The 24,441-nt window shown below is 33.5% G+C and carries 18 protein-coding genes; 12 read left to right on the forward strand and 6 right to left on the reverse strand.

Annotation, left to right across the window (positions count from 1 at the left end):
- Positions 1 to 9 precede the first annotated feature (9 nt).
- Positions 10 to 1,152 carry a type IX secretion system outer membrane channel protein PorV gene (gene porV / locus AC2DZ0_RS14825; protein ID WP_484490842.1) on the forward strand — a complete coding sequence of 381 codons (1,143 nt, stop codon included), beginning with the start codon at positions 10 to 12 and terminating at the stop codon, positions 1,150 to 1,152.
- A gap of 142 nt (positions 1,153 to 1,294) precedes the next feature.
- Positions 1,295 to 2,365, forward strand: a complete 1,071-nt coding sequence (locus tag AC2DZ0_RS14830) for a 3-oxoacyl-ACP synthase III family protein (RefSeq protein WP_484642709.1) — start codon at positions 1,295 to 1,297, stop codon at positions 2,363 to 2,365.
- 4 nt (positions 2,366 to 2,369) lie between these two features.
- Here the strand turns inward: AC2DZ0_RS14830 and lipB are convergent, their stop codons facing one another.
- A complete protein-coding gene (gene lipB / locus AC2DZ0_RS14835) occupies positions 2,370 to 3,071 on the reverse strand; it encodes a lipoyl(octanoyl) transferase LipB (protein WP_484642711.1) in 702 nt (233 codons plus the stop codon).
- 140 nt (positions 3,072 to 3,211) lie between these two features.
- Between lipB and gldA the strand changes: the two genes are divergently transcribed.
- Complete coding sequence (gene gldA / locus AC2DZ0_RS14840) at positions 3,212 to 4,105, forward strand: gliding motility-associated ABC transporter ATP-binding subunit GldA (RefSeq protein WP_484642713.1); 894 nt, start codon at positions 3,212 to 3,214, stop codon at positions 4,103 to 4,105.
- Here the strand turns inward: gldA and tsaD are convergent.
- Positions 4,098 to 5,132 carry a tRNA (adenosine(37)-N6)-threonylcarbamoyltransferase complex transferase subunit TsaD gene (gene tsaD / locus AC2DZ0_RS14845; RefSeq protein ID WP_484490846.1) on the reverse strand — a complete coding sequence of 345 codons (1,035 nt, stop codon included), beginning with the start codon at positions 5,130 to 5,132 and terminating at the stop codon, positions 4,098 to 4,100. The two genes, gldA and tsaD, sit on opposite strands and share 8 nt — an antisense overlap.
- Positions 5,133 to 5,229: 97 nt before the next feature.
- Here tsaD and AC2DZ0_RS14850 point away from each other — a divergent pair, with 97 nt between their 5' ends.
- The 5 genes from AC2DZ0_RS14850 (at position 5,230) to AC2DZ0_RS14870 (ending at position 13,346) form a co-directional block, all read left to right on the forward strand.
- Positions 5,230 to 9,642 carry a translocation/assembly module TamB domain-containing protein gene (locus AC2DZ0_RS14850; protein ID WP_484642715.1) on the forward strand — a complete coding sequence of 1,471 codons (4,413 nt, stop codon included), beginning with the start codon at positions 5,230 to 5,232 and terminating at the stop codon, positions 9,640 to 9,642.
- Between the two features lie 23 nt (positions 9,643 to 9,665).
- On the forward strand, positions 9,666 to 10,574 hold the full coding sequence (locus AC2DZ0_RS14855) for a nucleotidyltransferase family protein (RefSeq protein ID WP_484490848.1): 909 nt from the start codon (positions 9,666 to 9,668) through the stop codon (positions 10,572 to 10,574).
- Positions 10,575 to 10,841: 267 nt separating this feature from the next.
- Positions 10,842 to 11,828: a 6-phosphofructokinase gene (pfkA, locus tag AC2DZ0_RS14860; RefSeq protein WP_484642717.1), complete on the forward strand. Its 987-nt coding sequence runs from the start codon at positions 10,842 to 10,844 to the stop codon at positions 11,826 to 11,828.
- A gap of 36 nt (positions 11,829 to 11,864) precedes the next feature.
- A complete protein-coding gene (gap, locus tag AC2DZ0_RS14865) occupies positions 11,865 to 12,863 on the forward strand; it encodes a type I glyceraldehyde-3-phosphate dehydrogenase (RefSeq protein WP_484490850.1) in 999 nt (332 codons plus the stop codon).
- 120 nt (positions 12,864 to 12,983) lie between these two features.
- Positions 12,984 to 13,346: a methylglyoxal synthase gene (locus AC2DZ0_RS14870; RefSeq protein ID WP_300322391.1), complete on the forward strand. Its 363-nt coding sequence runs from the start codon at positions 12,984 to 12,986 to the stop codon at positions 13,344 to 13,346.
- A 17-nt stretch (positions 13,347 to 13,363) separates the two neighbouring features.
- Here AC2DZ0_RS14870 and AC2DZ0_RS14875 read toward each other — a convergent pair whose 3' ends face one another.
- The 4 genes from AC2DZ0_RS14875 to AC2DZ0_RS14890 form a co-directional block, all read right to left on the reverse strand.
- The gene (locus tag AC2DZ0_RS14875) at positions 13,364 to 15,646 is read right to left on the reverse strand and encodes a transglycosylase domain-containing protein (RefSeq protein WP_484642720.1); all 2,283 of its coding nucleotides are present in this window, start codon (positions 15,644 to 15,646) and stop codon (positions 13,364 to 13,366) included.
- Positions 15,647 to 15,654: 8 nt separating this feature from the next.
- Positions 15,655 to 16,035, reverse strand: a complete 381-nt coding sequence (locus tag AC2DZ0_RS14880) for a Rid family detoxifying hydrolase (RefSeq protein WP_484642722.1) — start codon at positions 16,033 to 16,035, stop codon at positions 15,655 to 15,657.
- A 97-nt stretch (positions 16,036 to 16,132) separates the two neighbouring features.
- Positions 16,133 to 17,359, reverse strand: coding sequence for a phosphoserine phosphatase SerB (serB, locus tag AC2DZ0_RS14885; RefSeq protein WP_484490853.1), 1,227 nt, complete (start codon positions 17,357 to 17,359; stop codon positions 16,133 to 16,135).
- A gap of 32 nt (positions 17,360 to 17,391) precedes the next feature.
- The gene (locus tag AC2DZ0_RS14890) at positions 17,392 to 20,073 is read right to left on the reverse strand and encodes a putative LPS assembly protein LptD (RefSeq protein WP_484642724.1); all 2,682 of its coding nucleotides are present in this window, start codon (positions 20,071 to 20,073) and stop codon (positions 17,392 to 17,394) included.
- Between the two features lie 82 nt (positions 20,074 to 20,155).
- Here AC2DZ0_RS14890 and AC2DZ0_RS14895 point away from each other — a divergent pair, with 82 nt between their 5' ends.
- The 4 genes from AC2DZ0_RS14895 to AC2DZ0_RS14910 are packed head-to-tail and all read left to right on the forward strand — an operon-like array spanning position 20,156 to position 24,441.
- Entirely contained in the window at positions 20,156 to 21,268 is a 1,113-nt protein-coding gene (locus tag AC2DZ0_RS14895) for an N-acetylmuramoyl-L-alanine amidase family protein (protein ID WP_484642725.1), read from the forward strand.
- Positions 21,269 to 21,328: 60 nt separating this feature from the next.
- Complete coding sequence (locus AC2DZ0_RS14900) at positions 21,329 to 22,294, forward strand: MlaD family protein (protein ID WP_484490856.1); 966 nt, start codon at positions 21,329 to 21,331, stop codon at positions 22,292 to 22,294.
- Between the two features lie 20 nt (positions 22,295 to 22,314).
- Complete coding sequence (locus tag AC2DZ0_RS14905; RefSeq protein WP_484642727.1) at positions 22,315 to 23,628, forward strand: 4Fe-4S dicluster domain-containing protein; 1,314 nt, start codon at positions 22,315 to 22,317, stop codon at positions 23,626 to 23,628.
- A gap of 33 nt (positions 23,629 to 23,661) precedes the next feature.
- Positions 23,662 to 24,441, forward strand: a complete 780-nt coding sequence (locus AC2DZ0_RS14910; RefSeq protein WP_484642729.1) for a (Fe-S)-binding protein — start codon at positions 23,662 to 23,664, stop codon at positions 24,439 to 24,441.

Below are 24,441 nucleotides of genomic sequence, written 5' to 3' on the forward strand. Positions count from 1 at the left end.
ATAAATGATATGAAAAGAAAAATAGGGGTATTTTTGATTCTGATAGGTGCAGTGTTACATGTAAAAGCTCAAGCGCCTGAACCTAATCCAATTCAAACAGGGGTTCCATTACTATTAATTTTGTCTGATGCGAGAGCAGCAGGACAGGGTGATGTTGGGGTGGCAACAACATCTGATGCAAATTCGATATACCACAATTCAGCGAAAATGGCGTTTAATACTTCCGAATATTCAATTGGTGTGAATTATACTCCCTGGTTACAGAGTTTGGTTGATGGCTTGTTTGTGGGGGGAGGATCGATTATTAATAGGATTGACGAAAGAAGCGCTTGGGGTGCAGATATAAGATATTTTTCTTTAGGGGATATTGATTTATATGATGATGGGGGAAATAGTACGGGAAGTGCTAATCCGTATGAGTTTTCTGCTTCAGGTTCTTATGCTCTGAAATTAAGTGATTATTTTTCGATGGGTGTTGCCTTACGTTATATGCGTTCTGATTTCAAAATAACAGGAACGGACCAAAATTTAAATACAGTAAATGGTTTTGGCGTTGATGTTTCAGGGTTTTATCAATCAGCTGAAAGAAATTATGGAAGTTTTAATGGTAGAATTAGAGCCGGTTTTAATATTTCAAATATGGGGCCTAAAGTATCATATACCGCGGGTAGAGAAGATTTTATTCCAACTCAATTGAGATTGGGAGGAGGGTTCGATTTTATAATAGATAATTATAATACATTAGCGTTAACATTGCAGTTGTCTAAGCTTTTAGTCCCAACTCCTCCAATTAGAGATGATAGCGGTAATGTAATTAAAGGAAAAGAAGATAATGTAGGATGGGTAGAAGGAATGTTCCAGTCCTTTGCTGATGCTCCATACGGATTTGGAGAGGAAATGCAAGAGATAAACATAGGTTTCGGAGCTGAATATGTTTACAATGATTCTTTTGCATTACGTGGTGGATATTATCACGAAAGTGAAATGAAAGGAAATAGGCAATATTTTACTATGGGTGGTGGTTTGAAAGCTAAAGCTTTTAATATAGATTTGTCTTATTTGGTAAATGCTGCTTCCTCGTATAACCCATTAGAAAGTACTTTACGATTTTCGTTATCATTTGATTTAGGAGATATTTACGATAATTTCTAGATTTTAGATATTTAAAAATTCATGAAATATCTTAAAGCATTCAGTTTTTCTGTTTGTTTTAAGATATTTTTTTGTCGTAATGTTGAGGACATGGTTTATGTGTGTATTTTAGCATTTCTAAATTTAAATTAGTTACTAATTTATGGCGATTTATTCGGTAATTACGGGAACAGGGAGTTCGATCCCTTCAAATATTAAAAAAAACATTGATTTTATCGATCAGCTTTTTTTGAATGAAGATGGATCTTTTTTTAAAAATGAAAATGCTGTGATTATAGATAAGTTCAAACAGATTACGGGAATTGAAGAAAGAAGATATGCAGAAGATTCGCAAAGTGCTTCAGATTTAGCCTCTATTGCTGCTAAGAAGGCCATTGAAAATGCAGGAGTGCATAAAGATGATATAGATCAAATTATTGTAGCTCATAATTTTGGTGATGTTAAAAAAGGAAGTGTTCAAGGAGATACTTTACCAAGTTTGGCTTCCAAGGTTAAAAATAAACTAGGGATTGTGAATACAAGTTGTGTAGCTTACGATTTATTATTTGGTTGTCCAGGTTGGGTTCAAGGGCTTATTCATGCTGAGGCTTTTATCAAGTCGGGTATGGCAAAAAAAATACTTGTAATTGGAACAGAAACACTTTCTAGGGTTGTCGATGATTATGATCGTGATTCGATGATTTATGCAGATGGTGCTGGTGCTGTTGTGATTGAAGCAACTGAAAGTTCTCAAGAAAAAGGAATTATTAGCTATGGTGCAAAAACCTTTACTGAAGAAGAGACGAATTATTTGTTTTTCGGAGGTTCTTACAAATCGGACACAGAAGCGAATACTTGTTATATAAAGATGCACGGAAGAAAAATCTACGAGTTTGCCTTGAACAACGTTCCAAATGCAATGAAAGAGGTTTTGGATAAGAGTGGGTATAGGATTGAAGACCTCAAAAAGATTTGCATACATCAGGCAAATGAGAAAATGGATGAGGCAATCATCAAACGTTTTTACAGGTTGTATAAAAGCCAGGTGCCTGAAGGGATTATGCCTATGAATATTCATAAGTTGGGAAACAGTTCTGTGGCCACTGTTCCCACCTTGTTAGATTTAATTTTAAAAGATGAAATGGAAGGGCATCAAATTGAAAAAGGGGATGTAATTATGTTGGCTTCGGTTGGAGCAGGAATGAATATTAATGCCGTAGTTTACAAGTTTTAAAAAGCTAAGCTTCTATAAATTCAATAAGGAATAGTTGGGCCAGATGTTTTGTTATTTTTTCTTTTACTTCTTTCTCTGAAACTTTTCGGCCAAGTTCAGCCTCCATAGAGGTAACCGCTTTACCTTTAATCCCACATGGAATGATATTGTCAAAATAACCTAAATCAACGTTAACATTTAAGGCAAATCCGTGCATACTAACCCATCTACTGCAACGTACGCCAAGAGCACAAATTTTTCTCGCAAAGGGAGTGTCAGTATCAAACCAAACTCCAGTTTCTCCTTTGCTTCGTTCAGCGTTTAAACCGTATTCTTTAAGTGTTAGTATAATTGCTTCTTCTAGAAATCTTAAGTATTTATGGATGTCTGTAAAAAAGTTTTCAAGGTCAAAAATTGGGTAACCAACAATCTGTCCGGGTCCGTGATAAGTGATATCTCCACCACGATTGCTTTTGTAAAAAGTAGCCCCTTTTGCCTCTAGTTGCTTTTCATTTAACAACAGGTTGCTTAGGTCACCACTTTTCCCCAAAGTATATACATGTGGGTGTTCTACAAATAGTAAAAAGTTATCAGTAGGCGTTTCTGTTTTATTGTTTCTATTAAGCATTTTTTTCGCGACAATTTCGTCAAATAACTCTACTTGATAATCCCATGCTTCCTGGTAACCTTTCAGTCCTAAATCTTGTATTTGTACTTTTTTATTCATGTAACAATAAATGCCTATTATAGAGTATGCAAATGTCTGAAAAATAACTGACTTTAAGATGGTTTAGGAAAGACTAGTTTTTTGGTTTTTGTTAAGATTCTGATTTGGATAAAAGTGTATTTTTGTAGAAAACAGAATTGATGTCTATAGAAGTAATTAATATATCGAAGTACTACGGAAACAAGCTGGCACTTGAAAATGTGTCCTTCAAGATAAAAAAAGGTGAAGTAGTTGGTTTTTTAGGTCCAAATGGAGCTGGGAAGTCCACTTTGATGAGGATTATAACTGGGTATATTGACTCTTTTGAAGGAGAGGTGAAAATAGAAGGAGTTTCTATAGAAAAAGATTTGAAGTTCATTCAGAATAATATTGGTTATCTACCAGAATCCAACCCGTTGTACAATGAAATGTATGTGTTGGAGTATTTGACTTTTATTGCTGAAATTCATAAAGTTGATAGATCTAAAATTAATGGATTAATAGATAGAATTGGTTTAACGCCAGAGGTGCATAAAAAAATAAAAGAGTTGTCTAAGGGGTATAAGCAAAGAGTTGGTATTGCGGCCGCATTGATACATGATCCAGCGATTCTTATATTGGATGAACCGACAACAGGTTTAGATCCGAATCAATTGATTGAAATAAGAAGTTTGATAAAGGAATTAGGAGAAACCAAACTGATACTTCTTTCTACACATATAATGCAAGAAGTGGAAGCGGTTTGTAGTCGTGTGCTTATGCTAAATCATGGTAAAGTAGTTGCAGATGAAAATTTGGATCTATTGAAAGAACGTCAAGATCAAGTGATAGAGGTTGAGTTTGATTATCAAATAGAAGAGCGATTCCTTAGAAAAATATCTCATATAAAAGATATTAAATCGCTTGGAGGTTCTGCTTGGCAATTGACATTTGCGATTAAAGATGATCTACGATCAGCAGTTTTTGATTTCGCTACAGAAAATGGTTTGAAAATTATTCAAATGAATACTCAAAATAAAAATTTAGAATCTTTGTTTTATGAATTGACTAACTGATGTCATTCACTTTCATTCTTGCATTCGCAGAAACTCCAGATTCACTAAAATTATTTTGTAGATATTTATAGTATCCAGCAATAGCAATCATTCCAGCATTATCCGTGGTGTATTCAAATTTGGGAATATAAGTTGTCCATTTGTACTTGCTCTCTGTTTCTTTTAGACGTTTTCTAATTTCTGAATTCGCTGAAACACCACCGGCTATCGCAACATGGGTAATTCCGGTTTCTTTAACCGCATTTTTTAATTTATCCATTAAGATTGTTACAATGGTATGTTGTAAAGAAGCGCAAATGTCATAAAGATTTTCCTTAATGAAATTTGGGTTTTCTTTTTCTTCTTTTTGGATGAAATATAAAAAGGCCGTTTTTAGTCCACTAAAACTAAAATCCATAGGTCCTACTTTTGGCTTGGTAAACTTGTATGCCAATGGGTTTCCTTGTTTAGCATATTTATCAATTAAAGGTCCACCAGGATATGGTAAATCAAGAATTTTAGCAGATTTATCAAAAGCCTCTCCAACAGCATCATCTATTGTTTCACCTAAAACAGACATTTTAAAATAATCTTCAACTTTTACGATTTGGGTATGGCCTCCACTAATGGTCAAACATATAAAAGGGAAGGGAGGTTTTTCTGAACCTTCTTCATCAATAAAGTGAGCAAGAACATGGCCTTGCATGTGGTTTATATCTAAGAGGGGAATATTTAGAGATAAGGCTAAAGATTTTGCAAAAGAGGTTCCAACCAATAATGATCCCATTAATCCAGGTCCTCTTGTAAAAGCTATGGCATTTAAGTCTTTTTTGTCGATATTTGCTTTCTGAATTGCTTGTTGAACCACTGGGACTATATTTTGTTGATGTGCACGAGAAGCAAGTTCTGGAACAACACCTCCATATTCTGCGTGTATTGCTTGATTGGCAACGGTGTTTGATAGGACTTTATCATTACAGATCACAGAAGCACTTGTATCATCACATGAAGATTCAATGGCTAGTATATAAACGGGTGTTTTAGACATAATAAATATTTTTAGGCATCCTTTTTGCAAATAGGAAACAAAGTTAAAGCATATCGTACGAATTAGAAAAATACTAACTAGAATTTTAGCAATTGTTTTGCTTTTATTACTTGTATTAGGTGTTTTGCTAGCACAGCCATCAGTGCAAACAAAGGTAGGTTCTAAAGTTTCAGGGTTTTTACAAGAAACTTATGATGCTGATATAACAGTAGATAAAATTAAAATTTCACCTTTTGGAGAGGTTCAATTGTCTGGGGTTTTAATAAAAGATCATCATAATGATACGTTAATAGCAGTAAAAAAGATACAGTCGGAACTTTTAAAAATAAATTCTTTATTAAAAAACAAACTTGTTTTAGGGGAGTCTGAGTTATATGATGGGGTGTTTCATATGAAAACATACGAAGGAGAAGAAACCAATAATCTAACAATATTCTCTCGGAAATTTAGTAAGAACAAAAAAACGAAAGCTAAAAAGCCATTTAAATTATTTTCTCCATATATCGGTTTACATGATGTTGATTTCGACATTGTCAATGAAAATAAAAAGCAGAATTCTATGATTGTTTTTTATTATGGAATTAAAGGTATAGTAAAAGAGTTTGATTTGAATGGGACTCGGGTAGGCCTGCGTGTTGAGAATGCTTCTTTTGTAGATAATCATAATTTGAAAGTCGAGAATTTAACAACTTCTTTTACTTACACTACAAATCAAATGCTTTTTCAAGAGGCATATCTAGAAACTTCACATTCTAAAATAGATACTGATGTGGTGTTTAATTATGATGGGGATGATCTTCAAGATTTTAATAATAAAGTCGAAATTGAAGCGATATTAAAAAATTCAAAAATATCATTAGTTGACCTTAAAAAATTATATAACGAATTTGCTGGGGATGACTTATTAAATGTGAGTTCTACTTTTAAAGGAAAAATAAATGATTTTAAATTATCTCATTTTAATTTAACATCCGGATCAGATTTCAAAATAAAAGGAAATTATCATTTTAAAGAAGCCTTAAGTCAAGGAAGCCAATTCTCAATTTATGGAGTAAGTGATGAGTTAAAGTCGGATTATGGTCAGTTAAAAAATTTAATGCCGAATGTAATTGGAAAAAATCTTCCATCTGAATTGAAAAAAATTGGTGTTTTTTCTGTTTCTGGAGCTACTTTAATAACCAAGAATAAATTGGACCTGGCGATTGATATTAGATCAAAAATGGGAAAGGCTAGTGTTGATTTAGAGCTTACAAATATTGATAATATTGATGAAGCTACTTATGATGGTTATGTAAATGTTACAGATTTTGAATTAGGGAAAATGATTGGAGATCCCTTAATTGGTCAACTTTCTTTTGAAGGGGAAGTAGAAGGAGAGGGTTTTAAATTAGAAAACATAAACACTTCACTCATCGGAATTGTATCTAAGCACCAGTATAAAGGTTATACCTATAGAGGTGTTCAGATTGATGGGGTGTTGCAAAATAAATTATTTAATGGGCATTTGATGATAGATGACCCCAATATTAGTTTTGATTTTACGGGACTAGCTGATTTATCTAAAGAAGACTATGAGTTTGATTTTAATGTTAAAGTGGATCGTTTCGATTTAAAAACCCTGCACTTATTTGAACGTGATAGTATTTCCGTGATTAAAGGGGATATAAATATTGATTTGATAGGGAATTCTATAGATAATATTATTGGTAATGCGAGTTTTAAAAATGCATCCTATACCAATGAGTTTAAAGTTCATGAGTTTGAAAAATTTTCATTAAAATCTCAAAAAAATGAGCATTTAAGAACGATTGAGTTTAATTCAGAAGACATTATTAACGGTCGAGTTCAAGGTGCTTTTAGATTTGCTGATATTGGGAAAATGGTCCAGAACTCTTTGGGAAGCATGATGGCAAATTACACACCTATAGAGGTGGAAGGGGATCAGTTTGTAGAATTTGATTTTGAAATTTTTAGTCCCATCATTCCGGTATTGTCACCTAAAGTCAGCTTGTTGTCAAGTGCTAAATTACAAGGTAAGGTGATCGAAGAAACAAACGATATTAAAGTTTTGTTTTCTACTCCAAAAATAAAAATGAATAATACATTTATTGATAGTATTAATGTCAAATTAGATAATAAAAATCCTGCATTAAATACGAATGTATCCATTAAACAAGTAAAATCACCTCAGTATACGGTTCGGGAGTTGAATTTGTATAATAAAAAGGTAAATGACACTCTCTATTTTAGGTCTGATTTTACCGGAGGTAAGGATAATGAAGAAAGGTACGGTGTAGTATTTTACTATACTATTGATAAAAATAAAGAATCCGTATTAGGGATTTTGAAATCCAAAATATTATTCAAGGACAAGGAGTGGATGATCAATCCTAATGACAACAAGAATAATAAGTTAGTTTTTAATTTTAAAAAGCAGGAATACGAAATAAAAGAAATTGAACTTCTTACAGAAGGGCAACGAGTCAAATTTGAAGGAGTAATTAGGGATTCTACCTACAAGAATCTTAAGATGGATTTCGATAATGTAAATCTTGATGCCATCATGCCAAAAGTTGATTCTCTTTCATTAGGAGGAGTTCTAGACGGTGAATTAAATTTCAAACAAGAGAATGGGATATACAACCCACTAGGGAATTTAGATATTAAAGAATTTACGATAAATGGATCATTACAAGGTGATTTAAATATGCACGTAAATGCCAATGATTCCTATAAAAAATATCAAGTGGATGTATCCTTGCAAAACGAGGCCTACAAACAATTAGATGCAGTAGGTTATATCGATATAGGTCCTAAAATCCCTTTGATAAATTTAGATGTAAAACTGGATGGTTTTTATTTGAATGCTTTTAGTCCGCTAGGGAAAAACGTATTATCTCAATTACGTGGCGTGGCAAATGGAGAGTTTCATGTAGTAGGAGCCTTGTCAAATCCAGATATGAATGGGGTGATTGAGTTGGAAGATGCTGGGTTCACATTTCCATATTTAAATGTTGACTACAATTTGATTAATGATCCCAAAGTTACCTTGAGTAATCAAACGTTCAGTTTTGATAATTTAATAGTTGAAGATACTAAGTATAAAACTAATGGAATTATTAACGGTACCATTAAACATTCTTTTTACAAAAATTGGAATTTAGATTTAAATTTGAAATCGGATAGAATTCTTGTTTTAGATACGGAAGATGGTGATAATGTAAGTTATTATGGTACTGGATTTATTCAAGGCTTGTCCAATATTTCGGGAACTACGAACGATTTAAATATTGACGTAAAAGCAAAAACTTTAGAAGGGACAAAGTTTATCATTCCATTAAACGACGTAAAGGCTGTTGAGAATTCTGGTTTGATACATTTTAAATCTGATGAGAAAAAAGATTTTGAAACGAGTTTATTTGACAACGAGTTTTTGATTGAGAAATTTCAAGGTCTGTCATTGAATTTCGATATAGATGTAACTCCAGATGCTGAAGCAGAAATAGTAATTGACAGAGTTTCGGGGAGTTCATTGCGTGGAACAGGATCAGGGAATTTATTGATTGAAATTGATACCAAAGGAAAATTCAATATGTATGGAGATTACCTTATTGATCAAGGGTTTTATAATTTCATTTATGGAGGACTGATAAACAAACCTTTTGAAATTGAAAAGGGAGGTTTGATTTCTTGGGATGGAGATCCTATGAATGCAAATCTTAATATTAGAGCAACGCATAGAGTGAAAGCAAATCCGAAAGTTTTATTAACGGATTTAAATACAAGTAGAAAAATTGCTGTTGACCTTATTACAGATATAACGGGTAGTTTATTTAATTCTCATGAGGATTTTAGTATTGTAATTCCAAACTCAAGTTCTACGGTAGCTTCTGAGCTTTCTTTTGTTTTGAATAATGACGATGAGAATGCGACGCTTCGCCAGTTTTTCTCACTACTATTAGCAAAGAGCTTTTTTAATGAAGAAAATGTAGCTTCAAGTGGTGGGTCGTTTGTTTCAGGTACAACTTCAGATATTATTTCGGGGGCTCTTTCTGACATATTTAATGAGGATGGAGATAAATTTCAAATTGATCTTGGATATACTTCAGGTGATAAAAGTGATGTTGAAGAATATAATATAGATAATCAGGTAGATATATCCTTGAAAACACAAATCAACGATAAAATATTAATTGATGGTAACTTAGGGGTACCTGTTGGGACTAAAACACAGTCTAATGTTATTGGAGAAGTAAAAGTAGAATTTTTGGTGGATGATGAAGGTAAACTTAGATATACGGTGTTTAATAGACAAAATGAGGTTCAATATTCACAGGAAGAAGAGGGTTACACACAAGGAATAGGACTAGTATATCAAATAGATTTTAGCAGTTTAAAAGAAATGTTTTCAAAATTTGGTTTTGGAAAGAAAAAAAGAAATACTTTTGACAACCTTGATGTAGAACAGATTTCAGATGATTTGATTTTAGTAGTTCCATCAATATTGTAGAAATAAAAAAACATAAATATAAAATGAGTAAGCATACTTTAGTTATTCTAGCTGCCGGTATGGGTAGCAGATACGGCGGATTAAAGCAGTTGGATAAGATGTCTGCAGACGGAGATACAATTATAGATTTTTCTCTTTTTGATGCCATTGAAGCCGGGTTTAAAAAGGTTGTTTTTATTATTAGAGAATCTTTTAAGGATGATTTTAAAAAAATCTATGATGAAAGATTGAAAGGTAAAGTTGAAGTAGCCTATGTATGTCAAGAATTAGAAAAAATACCAGCAGGTTTCGATGTTGATGCAGATCGAGTTAAACCTTGGGGAACTGGACATGCAACTTTGATGATCAAAGATGTGGTAGATGGTAATTTTATTGTAATCAATGGAGATGACTTTTATTCTAAAGGAGCATTCAAAACGATCATCAAAGAGTTAGATAACCTTGATGTCAATTCATACAATATGTGTATGGTTGGGTATAATTTAAAGAATACCATTTCTGAAAATGGTTTTGTCTCAAGAGGAGAATGTTTTGTTAATGAAAGTCAGGAATTGACTAATATTATTGAGAGAACTCATATCGAAGAAGTAGAAGGGCAAATTAAGCGTAAAGACGATAACGGAGAATTTGTTTCGATGTCAGAAGATACTATTGTGTCGATGAACTTTTGGGGCTTTACACCAAAATATTTGGAGCAATTAGAATCAGATTTTAAATTGTTCTTAGCGGAGCGTTCTAAAGAATTAAAAAGTGAGTTTTTTATCCCAACAGTTGTAAATAATATAATTGAATCAGGAAAAGGGGCTGTAAAGGTGTTAACTTCAGATGCCAAATGGATGGGAGTTACCTACGCAGAAGATAGGCCAACCGTTGTTGCTGCGATCGATTCTTTGAAGGAACAAAAGATATATCCAAAAAATCTTTGGGAATAAGTATTATTAGTATGGTGTAACTATTTTGTAAAAAATAAATGCACCGTGTTTTTGTTACTAATTAGTTAATTATAAGTTGTTTCTGTGCTAAGTTTGTATTCGTTTCATAATAAAAACTTATTTTAGTGTTCCTAATATTTAGGACTAGATTTTAGTGATTTAATCAGTAAAAAACATGTGTTTTAGCCGAAAACGTTTTCGTATAAAACTTGTTAATTTACTCCCATAATCTATATTAATAGTAATTTTATACAATATTATAGAAAGATGAATATACAGTTAAAAAAGATAGCAGTTATGACCTCAGGAGGTGATTCTCCAGGGATGAATGCAGCGATTAGATCAGTAGTAAGGACATGTGCTTACCATAAGGTAGAATGTGTTGGTATCTATCAAGGATACCAAGGAATGATTGAAGGGAATTTTGTAAGTTTGAATGCAAGAAGTGTTAATAATATCATCAACAAAGGTGGTACAATGCTTCAATCTGCAAGATCAATGGAGTTTATGACTCCAGAGGGAAGAGCAAAAGCTTATGAGAATTTAGTAGCGAAAGGTATAGAAGGTTTAGTTATTATTGGAGGAGATGGTACCTTTACTGGAGGTATGATTTTTAACCAAGAACACAATTTCCCAATTATTGGAATTCCTTGTACAATTGATAATGATATTTACGGAACTCAATTTACATTAGGATATGATACAGCATTGAATACTGTTGTAGAAGCTATTGACAAAATTAGAGATACGGCCTCTTCTCACAACAGGTTGTTTTTTGTTGAAGTAATGGGTAGAGATGCTGGATTTATAGCATTGAATGCCGGTGTTGGAGCAGGAGCAGAGGAAATTTTAATTCCAGAAGAAAATATTGGATTAGAAAAAATGCTTGAATCACTTATCAAAAGTAAGGAATCAGGAAAAACATCGAGTATTGTTGTTGTTGCAGAAGGTGAAAAAACAGGAAAAAATATATTTGAATTGGCGGAATACGCTGAGGAGAATTTACCGGAGTATGATATCCGTGTATCTGTTTTAGGACATATGCAGAGAGGTGGAGCTCCTAGTTGTTTCGATAGAGTTTTAGCTAGTAGATTTGGGGTAGCAGCAGTAGAGTTGTTGTTGTCTGGATCGTCTAATTTAATGGTTGGGTTTGTTAATAACGAAATAAAATACACTCCATTAGAAAAAGCAGTAAAAGAAAATCACGCAATTGATGAAGAGCTTTTAAGAGTTTCTGAAATAATGACCGTTTAATAAAAGTAGAATAAAAATAAATTAAATTTAGATAAGATGATTAAAATAGGAATTAATGGATTTGGAAGAATCGGAAGATTTGCTTTCAGATCTGCAGTAGCAAGAGAGAATGTACAAGTTGTTGGTATCAACGATTTGTTAGATGTTGATTACTTAGCTTACATGTTGAAGTATGATTCAGTTCACGGACCATTCAACGGTACTGTTGAAGTTGCTGATGGTAAATTAATCGTAAACGGTAATGAAATTAGAATTACTGCAGAGCGTAACCCAGCAGACTTAAAATGGGATGAAATTGGAGCTGAGTATGTAATTGAGTCTACTGGATTCTTTTTAACTAAGGAAACTGCTGGAGGTCACTTAGAGGCTGGAGCTAAAAAAGTTGTTTTATCTGCACCATCTAAAGATGACACACCTATGTTTGTAATGGGAGTAAACAATACTGAGTTGAAAGCTGATGAAGCTATTTTCTCTAATGCTTCTTGTACTACAAACTGTTTGTCTCCAATCGCGAAAGTATTGAATGACAACTGGGGAATCGCAGAAGGATTAATGACTACTGTACATGCTGCAACAGCAACTCAGAAAACTGTTGATGGACCTTCTATGAAAGACTGGAGAGGTGGACGTTCTGCTATCCATAACATTATCCCTTCTTCTACAGGAGCGGCTAAAGCTGTTGGAAAAGTAATTCCTTCATTAAATGGAAAATTAACTGGTATGGCTTTCCGTGTACCAACTATGGATGTATCTGTTGTTGATTTAACTGTAAAGTTAGAAAAGCCTGCTACATACGCTGAGATTTGTGCTGCTATGAAGGCTGCTTCTGAAAACGAAATGGCTGGAGTGTTAGGATATACTGAGGACTTAGTAGTTTCTCAAGACTTTGTTGGTGAAACTCGTACTTCTGTATTTGACGCTAACGCTGGTATCGCATTAACTGATAACTTTGTAAAAGTTGTTTCTTGGTACGATAACGAAATCGGATACTCTACTAAAATTGTTGACTTGATCGAGTACGCAGCTACTTTATAAGCCACTTTTTTATTATACCTATTAAATATCCCGATTTGGAAACGAATCGGGATATTTTTTTTAAAGTAAGATTAATTTATTTGCAAATTGATTATTTTGCAACGAAACAATACTGATTATATGGAAATAGCGATTATAGCACATGATGGAAAAAAAGCTGATATGGTTCAGTTTTTAATGCAGCATAAAGAATTGTTAAAGGCTAAAGATATTAGTTTGATATCTACAGGTACGACAGGTTCAAAAGTAGAAGCAGCGGGCCTTAATGTACATAAATATTTGTCCGGACCATTAGGAGGAGATGCTCAAATTGCAGCACGTGTTGCTGAGGGGAAAACGGGAATGGTGATATTTTTTAGAGACCCTCTAGAAAAACATCCCCATGAACCAGATATTTTTATGCTTATGCGTTTGTGTGATGTTTATGATGTGCCCTTGGCCACGAATCCGTCTACAGCAACCTTGCTGATAAAATCTGTATAATAAAGACGGTAGAATTATTAGTCCTTTGATTTTTTACCAAATAGTTTACTGAAAAATCCTTTTTTCTTTTTCTCACCTTTTTCTGGTTTCTCTTTGTTTTTATTAAATAAATCGAAAAGTTTCTCTAAGGTATTTTCTTCTCTGAAAAAGTCACAGTTACAAGATTCAATAGTCTTTGCGTTAAATTCAGGAAAGCCAGAAGATAGGGACTTATTTACTTCTTTTGAGCTATATGTTTTAGAAATTATTTGACCGGTTATCGGTAGAGCAGCAATAGAGCCTCCACCAGTTCCAGGAGCTAAGTTAATTACGGGATATTTGCATCCTACCCAGGTTCCAATAATAAAATCTGAGTTGAAACCTATAAACCATGAATCACTATAGTTTTGAGAGGTTCCTGTTTTACCTGCCCAATCCCCTTTTACTTTGTGTTTGGTTTTGAGTCGGCTTGCGGTTCCCTTGTCAACAACACCTTTTAAGAGATACTGCATAGTTTCGAGAGTCTCCATAGTTACATAGTCATCCTCTGCAGTATTGTTTTTATTCTTTTGTTGTAAATGTGTATAAATTACTTCTCCATTAGCAGTTTTAATTGAACTTATGTAATAAGGAACTACGGGGGTGCTTTTAGTAGCAAATGGAGTATAGGCTTGAACCAGATTCTCTAAGGAGTAATTGGTAGCTCCTAATGCCGTTGATGGTAGGTCTTTTAATTTTTTCGTTAGTCCAAGTTTATCAACTGTATTTTGTAGTTTGTTATTCCCAACATTGATATAAGTTTCTATGGTTGGAATGTTCATACTCTTGGCAAGCGCGCCAGGCATAGAATAATAGCCTCCATCTGAATGGTCGTAGTTTTCAGGTTTCCAATTGTCATATTGAGCATAAATTTTCACTTCATTATTAATCCAATCACATGGTTTTTGACTATTTTCTAAAGCCGCAGTATATACGAATGGCTTAAAAGTAGATGCGGCCTGTCTTTCACTTGTTATTAGGTTATAGGGTAAATATTCAAAACTATTACCACCAACATATATTTGAACGGCACCTGTTTTTGTGTTCATTCCATAAACTGCTGCACTTACCATTTTTAAATAATGATGTATTGAGTCTATCCTTGATATTTGTTTGTTTGAGGTTTCCCAGTCAAAAATAAGACGTTCGTCTTTCACCTTAGCTGAGTCAATGATCGTGTTATAATTAAGGTTCAGTTTTTTATAGCGTTTATAGTCCTTCGTAGCCTCCCATTCTTTTTCAATAATATTTTTTATTTCTGATTTTTTTTTGAGAATTCCCCAATAGTAATCCATCGATTTTTGAAGTTTTTTCAAATGGATTTTTCTTGCTTTTAAAGCTTCGTTTTGAAGTTCAGAATTTAAAGTTGTTTCAATTATTAATCCATCTTGTTCTAAAATCCATTGAGAGCCGTCTTCTTTAACTTCTTCCTTTAAGATAGCTCTAGCTTTTTGTTTTATTTTTTGCAAATAGTATCCGTTTGGGTTTTCTAGTAATAGATTTTTATAGTTTGTTTTTAAGGGTTCAAGACTCGCTTTTTCGAAAGTGTCTTCAGAAATAAAATTGGCTTTAAGCATCTGGTTTAAAACAACATTTCGTCTGCGTAAAGCATGATCTGGATGTTTCCTTGGATTGTAGTAGGTGTTTGCTTTGAGCATTCCGATGAGAACAGCCCCTTGTGCTACAGTTAAATGTTTTACAGAAGTAGAGAAATATCGTTGTGCTGCTGTTTCTATACCATAAACCCCTTCTCCGAATGGAACAGTGTTTAAATATAATGCAACGATATCGCTTTTATTGTAGATATGCTCTAGTCTATTAGCCAAAATTGCTTCTTTGGTTTTGTTAACGGGCATCGACAAGAAAGAGAAGTTTTTTCGATGAAATAAATTTTTTGCTAGTTGCTGAGAAAGTGTGCTTCCTCCACCAGCAGAGCTGTTTCCTAAGATTATGGTTTTCACTAAAACTCTTAACATAGCAACCTTATCTATCCCATCATGTTCATAAAAGCGAACATCTTCAGTGGCAACTAAGGCTTCAACAATATGTTTTGGAATGTCGGCATAATTTACTTGAGTTCTGTTTTTAAAGAAAAATTTTCCTAAAATCTCATGATCTGCACTATATACAATACTTGCTTCTGACTGTTTTATAAAAGCTAGGTCTTTTGAACTAGGTATTGGACCGAAGCCACCTACCAAAACAGTTCCGATAAACAAGGCAAGTAAAACAGAGCCAAGAAGCCCTAGTTTTAATAGGAAAATGATAATCTTTTTAAACATGTTTCAATTTACATTTGTGCAATCATAGAAATTTCTACGTTTACGTTTTTAGGTAGTCGAGCAACCTGTACCGTTTCTCTAGCAGGAGCTGTTTCTTCGTTAAAGTAACGTCCGTAAATCGTATTTATTTTAGCAAAGTCATCCATGTTACTTATAAAAATTGATGATTTGACAACATTTTCAAAGGTCATTTTAGCTTCTTGTAAGATAGCATGTAAGTTGTCCATAACTTGTGTTGTTTCTGCTTCAATACTATCTAATACAAATTCATTGGTTTTTGGATTGATAGCAATTTGACCAGAAATATATAGAGTTTCTCCTGTTAGTATTGCCTGATTGTATGGCCCTAACGGAGCAGGTGCATTATTTGTTTTTATAATAGTTTTCATAATTCTTTAGGTTTTGTTTAAAAGTATGAAATAATTTAGATTTCAATAAAGAGTAAAAAAAAAGTAGTTATTTTTTATAACTACTTTTTTTAGAAATTTATTCCTCTAAGAGGTCAATATGTCTATCATGGTAGCCCAATAAGTAAAGTACTCCATCTAGCCCAATACTAGAGATTGAACTTTGCGCATTGTCTTTAACTTTAGGTTTGGCGTGGAAAGCAATTCCTAAACCAGCAAGATTTAACATTGGTAAATCATTTGCTCCGTCTCCAACAGCAATAGTTTGGCTGATATCAATACCTTCTTTTGCTGCAATTTCTTTTAAGTATTCTGCTTTTTTGTTACCATCAACAATCTCACCAAGGTATCCTCCTGTCAATGCACCATCTTTAATTTCTAATTGATTAGCATGAACATAATCAATACCCAATTCTTTTTGAAGGTAATGACCAAAATATGTAAATCCACCAGATAAAATTGCAGTTTTAAAACCATAACTTTTTAAGGTGTTTATCAATCGATGAGCCCCTTTTGTGATTGGTAGGTTTTTCGCTACTTCTTTTAGAACATCTTCACTAAGTCCTTCCAAAAGAGCCATTCTCTTTTTGAAACTTTGATTGAAATCTATTTCACCTTGCATGGCAGATTCAGTAATTGCTTTTACTTGTTCACCTACACCTGCAAGTTCAGCAAGTTCATCGATTACTTCAGTTTGTATTAAAGTAGAATCCATGTCGAAACATACAAGTCTTCTATTTCTTCTATATATATTGTCTTCTTGAAAAGCAATATCTACATCTAAATCTCTAGAAATTTGCATGAATTTTGAAGTAACCGCTTCTTTATCTGTTATTTCACCGCGAATCGATAATTGAATAGAAGCTCTTGGATAAGGGTCGTTTTTTACCAGTGACGTACGCCCTGTTAATCGTTTGATGGAATCAATATTCAAATTGATATCAGAAATAACACTTGTAACTGCTGAGATCTGTTCTGCGGCAAGTTTTTCTCCTAGTATCGTTACGATATATCTGTTTTTTCCTTGCGTAGAAACCCATTTCTCATATTTCTCTAAAGTAATAGGTCTAAACTTTGCGGTGATTCCAAGCTCGTAGGCTTTAAATAATAAATCCTTTAATACAGGAGCAGAATTAGATTTGGCTTTTATTTCAAATAAAATCCCCAAAGAAAGTGTATCATGGATATTAGCTTGACCAATATCAAGTACTTTCGCACCATATTCTGCAAGAACACCAGTCAAACTAGAAGTAAGACCTGGTTTGTCTTGTCCTGAAATGTTTAATAAAATGATTTCTTTTTCCATTATATATGAGTTTACTTTTGTTCTTTTAAATTTTAAAATAATCGTTGATCTGGAGCACTTCGTTTTTCGTATTTCAGATCACTTAATATAGGAGATTTTACACCGATGTAAAAGTAGTAAGAAGTTCTTGGACCGAATGGTACCCAGTTAAAGTTAACCTTCCAACTGTCTAAATCTCTTGAAAATCTTAATTGTGTATACGTAAATCCTCTATTTACAAAGTCAAACCCTGAAGACGCTCCGACTTTCCATTTTGGCGTTAATTCCACATCACCGGTAAACATTAAACTGCTATTGGTTATTTCACTTTCTCTATTGGAATTAGAATATGTTCCGGAGTAAGACAGTCGTAGTGTCCAAGGAATTTTATTTTTGTAAAGTTGAACTTTCTCGTCCTTTCTTGTATTGTCATCATCTTTAGAAGGATTATTGAAATCATTTCCTCTAAAGTCATTGGTCATGCTTTGTCCAAACAAATCGGTATTTTGTTCGTTTTGCATTTCGTCTTTTTTATCTTTTTTATCCTCACTTTTGTCAAAGTCTTTATTAGACAGAGAGTAACTCATTGTAAGGTTTGCTCTTGTCAACCTAAAAAGGCTACCATTGTTGTTGATGTTAAAAGTATTGTAGCGTTGTCCATTGGCATTAATTGCATATGGGTCAAGAGTTGCACCAGCATTGATGCTCATTTTATTATTCAAGATCTGTGTACCTGCGGTAACATTTACCGGACTCCATTTTAAACTATCGGCAACAATATTATAAGCGGTAGAAAAGTTTAAGTTATTTAACAGGGTAATCTTTTTGAATTCCTCATCACCGGTTGGTTCCTTGTCTCTTACTTTTGCTTCTAAATTATTATTCAAGGACATTCCTACAGATTGTGATTCATTTTTAGATGGGCTTCCATAAGCTCCACCGTCAAAAGGTGAATATTCCTGATAGTCATATAGTTCATCAGGACCTGTTTGAACAGTTTGATAATAATGACTGAAATCGGGCTTGTAGTTATAAGATACAGACGGACGCATGGTATGACGAATGGCTTTTAGTCCGTTTCCATTAAATTTAAACATACCATAGATGTTGGTTGATATAGAAGCTCCTGCAGAATACTCTCTAAATGAGGTGAATCCATCTATGGTGTCTGTAACTGCCAATTGAGAATCTTCATCATAGTTTTTTTCAATAGATTTAAAATACCATACCTCCTTATAATTTGCGTTTGGAGATAGGGTGAAATATTTCATCAATTTCATATTGGTACTAACGGAAACATCTTGCTGCACTCCCGCTTTTGCCTCATCAAACATTTTAGGTTTGAAAAAATCTTCCTCGCTAACCTCAATTTTATTTTCAGCTTTTAAGCCGTAGTTCAATCCAATTTTTTGAAAAGCATTTTTTTGACTCCCTGATTTTGGAGCAAAAGGGTAAATTCTATCCATATTTAATATAAAGGATGGAAGTGTCATCGAAATTATTTCTGTGTTCGTATTCTGCGAATGAGATGCCGATGCAGTAAAGTTAAAAGGAGTTCCTACAAGTTTTCTATAATAAGAAACAGAAGAACTTAAAGTATTAGTTAAAGAGTTTGCGTTGTTATACTCGTTCAACGATTGACTATAATAGTTACTACTACCTAAGTTAACAGAGGCAGATAGTTTTGAATTCGGGTTTGCTTTGGAATCTTGGGTATGTGACCATCGAATGTTATAATTTTGACTTTTACTATAATCATCAAAACCTTGAACACTGTAGATCAGACTTTCATAGTTGAAACTCATACTACCCGAAAATTTATATCTTTTTTTGTAGGAAGTAGAGGTACTAACTCCCCAACTTCCATTGGAATATATGTCTCCTAAAACAGTTAAATCAAAAAAGTCATTTCCTGCAAAATAATAACCTCCATTTTGCATAAAAAAACCTTGGTTAACAGATTGACCATAGGTGGGTACAACAATACCAGATGTTTTTGAAGTAGTTAAAGGAAGGTAGGCAAAAGGTAAAAACACAGGAGTGGGTACATCCGCAACAACTAGATGCGTAAACCCAACAATAATTTTTTTTCCGGGTACAACTTTTGCTTTACTTGTTTGCAAATAATAATCAGGATTTGGTTTGTCTGATGTAGTAAACCTAATTTTCCGAACAAAGATAGTAGAGTCATTTAGCCTTTTCATTTTTTCGCCAAGGGTATAGATACCATCTTGCTCGGTACTCAATCCATACACCAAGGCTTTTTCAGTTTTAAAGTTAAATACAATAGAATCTTGAGCAGATTCTTCTCCTCCTTGTTTGAAAACTGGCAATTGCGAGTATTCACCTACACTATCTTTAATCCCTTTGGCTGTTACCGTATTAGTTTCGTAATCTATTTTTATATCTCCCGCTTTGATGTTCACATCTTTGTAGGTGATTTCAGCATTGTCGTATAAATATATTTTTTTGTTTACCACATCTTCAATGATATAATCATCAGCGGTATGTTCAATGATTGCATCCACAGCTTCCTTTTCTTGAGGAGGAATACTGTCGTTTTGTATGCTATCTTTCTGAATTAGGTTCTCAGGTGCTGGAATACTGTCAGTTAAACTTAACTTAGGTTCGGGTTTTAAAGGAGGATCATTCTCCTTATCTTGAGCATGGCTTTGCGTTATTCCAAAAAGGATAAAACCTAGAAATAAAAGTATGTGTTTTATATTTGTTCGCAATGCTATATATGCTATTTTTGTCTAATTAGTACGCTAATTTTATAGCGAGCCATAAGTTGCCAAAATTAATTAAAAAATATTGATGAACTTGTTACATTCTCTTAAAATTAACTTTAAAATAGAACAAATTTTTTATTTGCTTTTAATTTTGCAATTATTTGGTTTTTCATCAGTTGTTAAGGCACAAGATAAAATATTTACCGTTGTGTTAGATGCTGGGCATGGAGGTAAGGATCCAGGAAAGGTTGGCTATAAAAAATACAAGGAAAAAGACATTGCTTTAGATATCGTTTTAAGAATAGGAAAAAACCTAAAAAAAGAACGCAATGTGAAGGTTATATATACTAGGAAAACTGATGTTTTTATTGATTTGTGGGAACGAGGTAGAATTGCCAATAGGGCAGATGCTGATTTGTTTGTTTCTGTACATTGCAATGCACATGACTCGCAAGCGTCTGGCTCTGAAACTTGGGTATTAGGATTGCATGCAAATAAAAGAAACTTTGAAGTTGCCAAAGCGGAGAACGAAGTGATTTTGTTAGAAGATAATTATCAAGAAAGATATAAAGGGTTTAATCCGAATTCTCCTACATCAATGATAGGTTTGACCTTGGAACAAGAAGAAAATTTAGATGAAAGTATTTCTTTGGCGAGCTCTGTTCAAAAGAATTTTCACGGCTCGTTGAAACGAACGGATAGAGGGGTGAAACAAGCTGGCTTTGTTGTGTTGCATCAAACTTATATGCCAAGTGTTTTGATAGAAACAGGTTTTTTAACAAATAAAAAAGAGGGAGCTTATTTACAATCAAGTAAAGGGAAATCAGAAATGGCCTTGGCTATTTCAAACGCCATAAGTAAGCATATTCAAGGGGTAAGGTTAAATACGGTTTCTACAGTAAGTCCAACAATTTATATTGATGAAACTCCTGTTGATAATGGAGATAGCCCGTATTTTAAAATTCAAATAGCATCAGGAAAGACTAAAATTAAAACAGCGAGTTATAATTTTAAAGGCTTAAAAGGAGTAACAAGAGTTCCTGTTGCAGGGTATTATAAATATTATTTAGGAAATACTACGAGTTACAAGCAAGCGAAGGACTTGTTAAAAAAGGCGAAAAAAGCCGGGTATAAATCTTCATTTATTGCTGCATTTTTAGGAGAAGATAGGATTCCTTTGCAAGATGCAATAAAGTGATTTTATATTTTTACTAACGGATATAATTAGTAATTTTGCTAGCATATTAGAATAGATTTTATGATTAAGAATTCTAGAGAATTGAAAACAGGAGCAGTTGTTATAATAGTGATAACTGTCTTTATTTGGGGATTTAATTTTTTGAAAGGACATAATGTTTTTGATGGAAGATCCAATACTTATTTTACAAGGTATGCTAATGTTCAAGGTTTAAGTACTGCTAGTCCGGTTACGGTTAATGGGTTTCAGATAGGAAGGGTAGTAGATATTAGTTTTGATGAAGCTCCGGAAAGAAGAGGTGAGTTAGTTGTTAAATTTAGCATTGAAAAATCTTTTGATTTTGGCAAGAACAGTATTGCTAAAATATACAGTGCTAGTTTAATGGGAGGGAAATCTTTAGCAATTATACCTTCATATGATAGTGAAATTGCTGAGTCAGGTGATTTTTTAAAAGGTGAAATAGAATCAGATATTTTTTCATCTGTAGGAGAAAAATTAAATCCGTTGCAATCAAAATTAGAAAGTGTAATTACAAGTGCTGATTCTTTACTGGTAAACATCAATCAAATTTTAGATATCGATTCTAGAAATCATATAAAAAGTACAATTGCTAGTTTGGACGGTGCTATGGTAAACTTAGAAAGGTTAACTTTAAATTCAGAATTGTTGGTTATTGAAAATAGAAAAAGTTTGAGGAGCTCAATGGAGAATGTGGAGCATGTAACGCAAAACTTTTCATCATTATCAGATACTCTTGTTGAGGCGAATATTGGTGAATTGATTGCGAAGATGGATTCTACGATGGCAAATTTAAATTCTATTTCTATGAAAATTGATCATGCAGATGGAACTATAGGGAAGTTTGTAAATGATCCGGCAGTTTATGATAATTTAGATAAGGCAACGAAAGAACTAGGTGAGTTATTAGAAGATTTAAAGTTGCACCCAAAACGTTATGTACATGTCTCGGTTTTTGGAAAAAAGGAGAAAGAATATGTGCCAAACGATACGATTGAGAAAAAATAGAAAATTAAAATAAGGAGCATATGCAATTTATACCTAACATAATTTTTGCCTTGCTAGCTATTGCAAGTATTGGTTTTTTTGTTAAAAATATTTCTAAATTAAAACGTAATATTTTTTTAGGGAAAGCTATTGATAGATCTGACAACCCCAAAGAGAGATGGGCTAATATGGCTAGAATTGCTTTAGGACAATCAAAGATTGTAAAAAGACCTATTTCTGGATTATTACATGTTATCGTTTATGTAGGATTCATAATCATTAATATAGAAGTTTTAGAAATTATACTGGATGGATTATTGGGGACTCATAGATTGTTTTTACCCATTTTAGGAGAAGGTTTCTATGGATTTTTAATCGGAACTTTTGAGGTATTAGCTGTGTTAGTTTTGATTTCAGTCATTGTTTTCTGGATTAGAAGAAATGTCATTAAAATCAAAAGGTTTTGGAATAAAGAGATGACAGCTTGGCCAAAGAATGATGGAAATATTATTCTTTATTTTGAAATGGTTTTGATGAGTTTGTTTTTGGTGATGAATGCAACTGACATTCATTTTCAGGAAATAGGTATTGGAAATCCAATAAGTCAATGGATCCCACCTTTATTCTCAGGAATGTCACCTGAAACTGTTCATTTCATAGAGCGTTCTGCTTGGTGGATTCATATTTGTGGAATTTTTACATTTTTAAATTATTTATATTATTCCAAACATCTCCATATTTTGCTAGCATTTCCAAATACTTTTTATGCGAACCTTAATAGCAAAGGGAAATTCCCTAATAATGCTGCTGTGACCAAAGAAGTACAAACGATGATGGATCCAAATGCAGACCCATATGCAATGCCAGCAGAAGACGATGGAGATCCAGAAAAGTTTGGAGCAAGTGATGTAACAGATTTGAATTGGGTTCAATTGATGAATGCTTATACTTGTACAGAATGTGGTAGGTGTAGTTCAGTATGTCCAGCCAATCAAACAGGAAAAGAGTTGTCTCCACGTGCTATTATGATGAAAACTCGGGATAGATTAGAGGAAGTCGGAAAAAATATGGATGCCAATGAAGGAAAGTTTGTTGACGATGGAAAACAGTTGTTGGGAGACGGGTACATTACTCAAGAAGAAATATGGGCTTGTACTAGTTGTAATGCTTGTGTTGAAGAATGTCCTGTTAATATAGATCCTTTATCTATTATTATGGATATGAGACAATACCTGGTTATGGAGCAGTCTTCTGCACCTCAAGAATTGAATGTAATGATGGGGAATGTAGAAAATAATGGTGCACCTTGGCCATACAATCAGATGGATCGATTGAATTGGAAAGACGAGGCTTAATTAAAGATAGAATTAATTTCAAAATATATAAGTATGAACGTACCTACGATGGCAGAAATGATGGCTCAAGGAAAGCAACCAGAAGTGTTGTTTTGGGTTGGTTGTGCAGGGAGTTTTGATGATAGAGCAAAAAAAATAACCAAAGCTTTTGTGAAAATCCTGAACAAAGCAAATGTTGATTTTGCTGTTTTAGGAACAGAGGAAAGTTGTACAGGAGATCCTGCGAAAAGATCTGGAAATGAGTTTTTGTTTCAGATGCAGGCTATGACAAATATTGAAGTTTTAAATTCATATGAAGTAAAAAAAATTGTGACAGCATGTCCGCATTGTTTTAATACGATTAAAAATGAATACCCTGAATTGGGAGGGGATTATGAAGTAGTTCATCATACCCAGCTTCTGAAAGATTTATTAGATTCTGGTAAAATGACTATTGAAGGAGGTCAGTTTAAAGGGAAAAAAATAACTTTCCACGATCCTTGCTATTTGGGTAGGGCAAATGATGTATATGAAGCTCCAAGAGACTTGATAAGAAAGTTGGATGTAGAATTGGTTGAGATGAAAAAATGCAAAGTGAATGGACTTTGTTGTGGTGCTGGTGGAGCTCAAATGTTTAAAGATGCAGAGAAAGGTGATAAGGAAGTAAATGTACTGCGTACAGAAGGGGCTTTGGAGGTAAAGCCGGAAATTATTGCTACCGGTTGTCCTTTTTGTAATACAATGATGACCGATGGTGTTAAAAATAAAGAAAAAGAAGCCGAGGTTGAGGTAATGGATATAGCTGAGATGATTGCGACAGCTCAGGATTTGTAG

The organism is Flavicella sp. IMCC45668 (assembly GCF_057219105.1).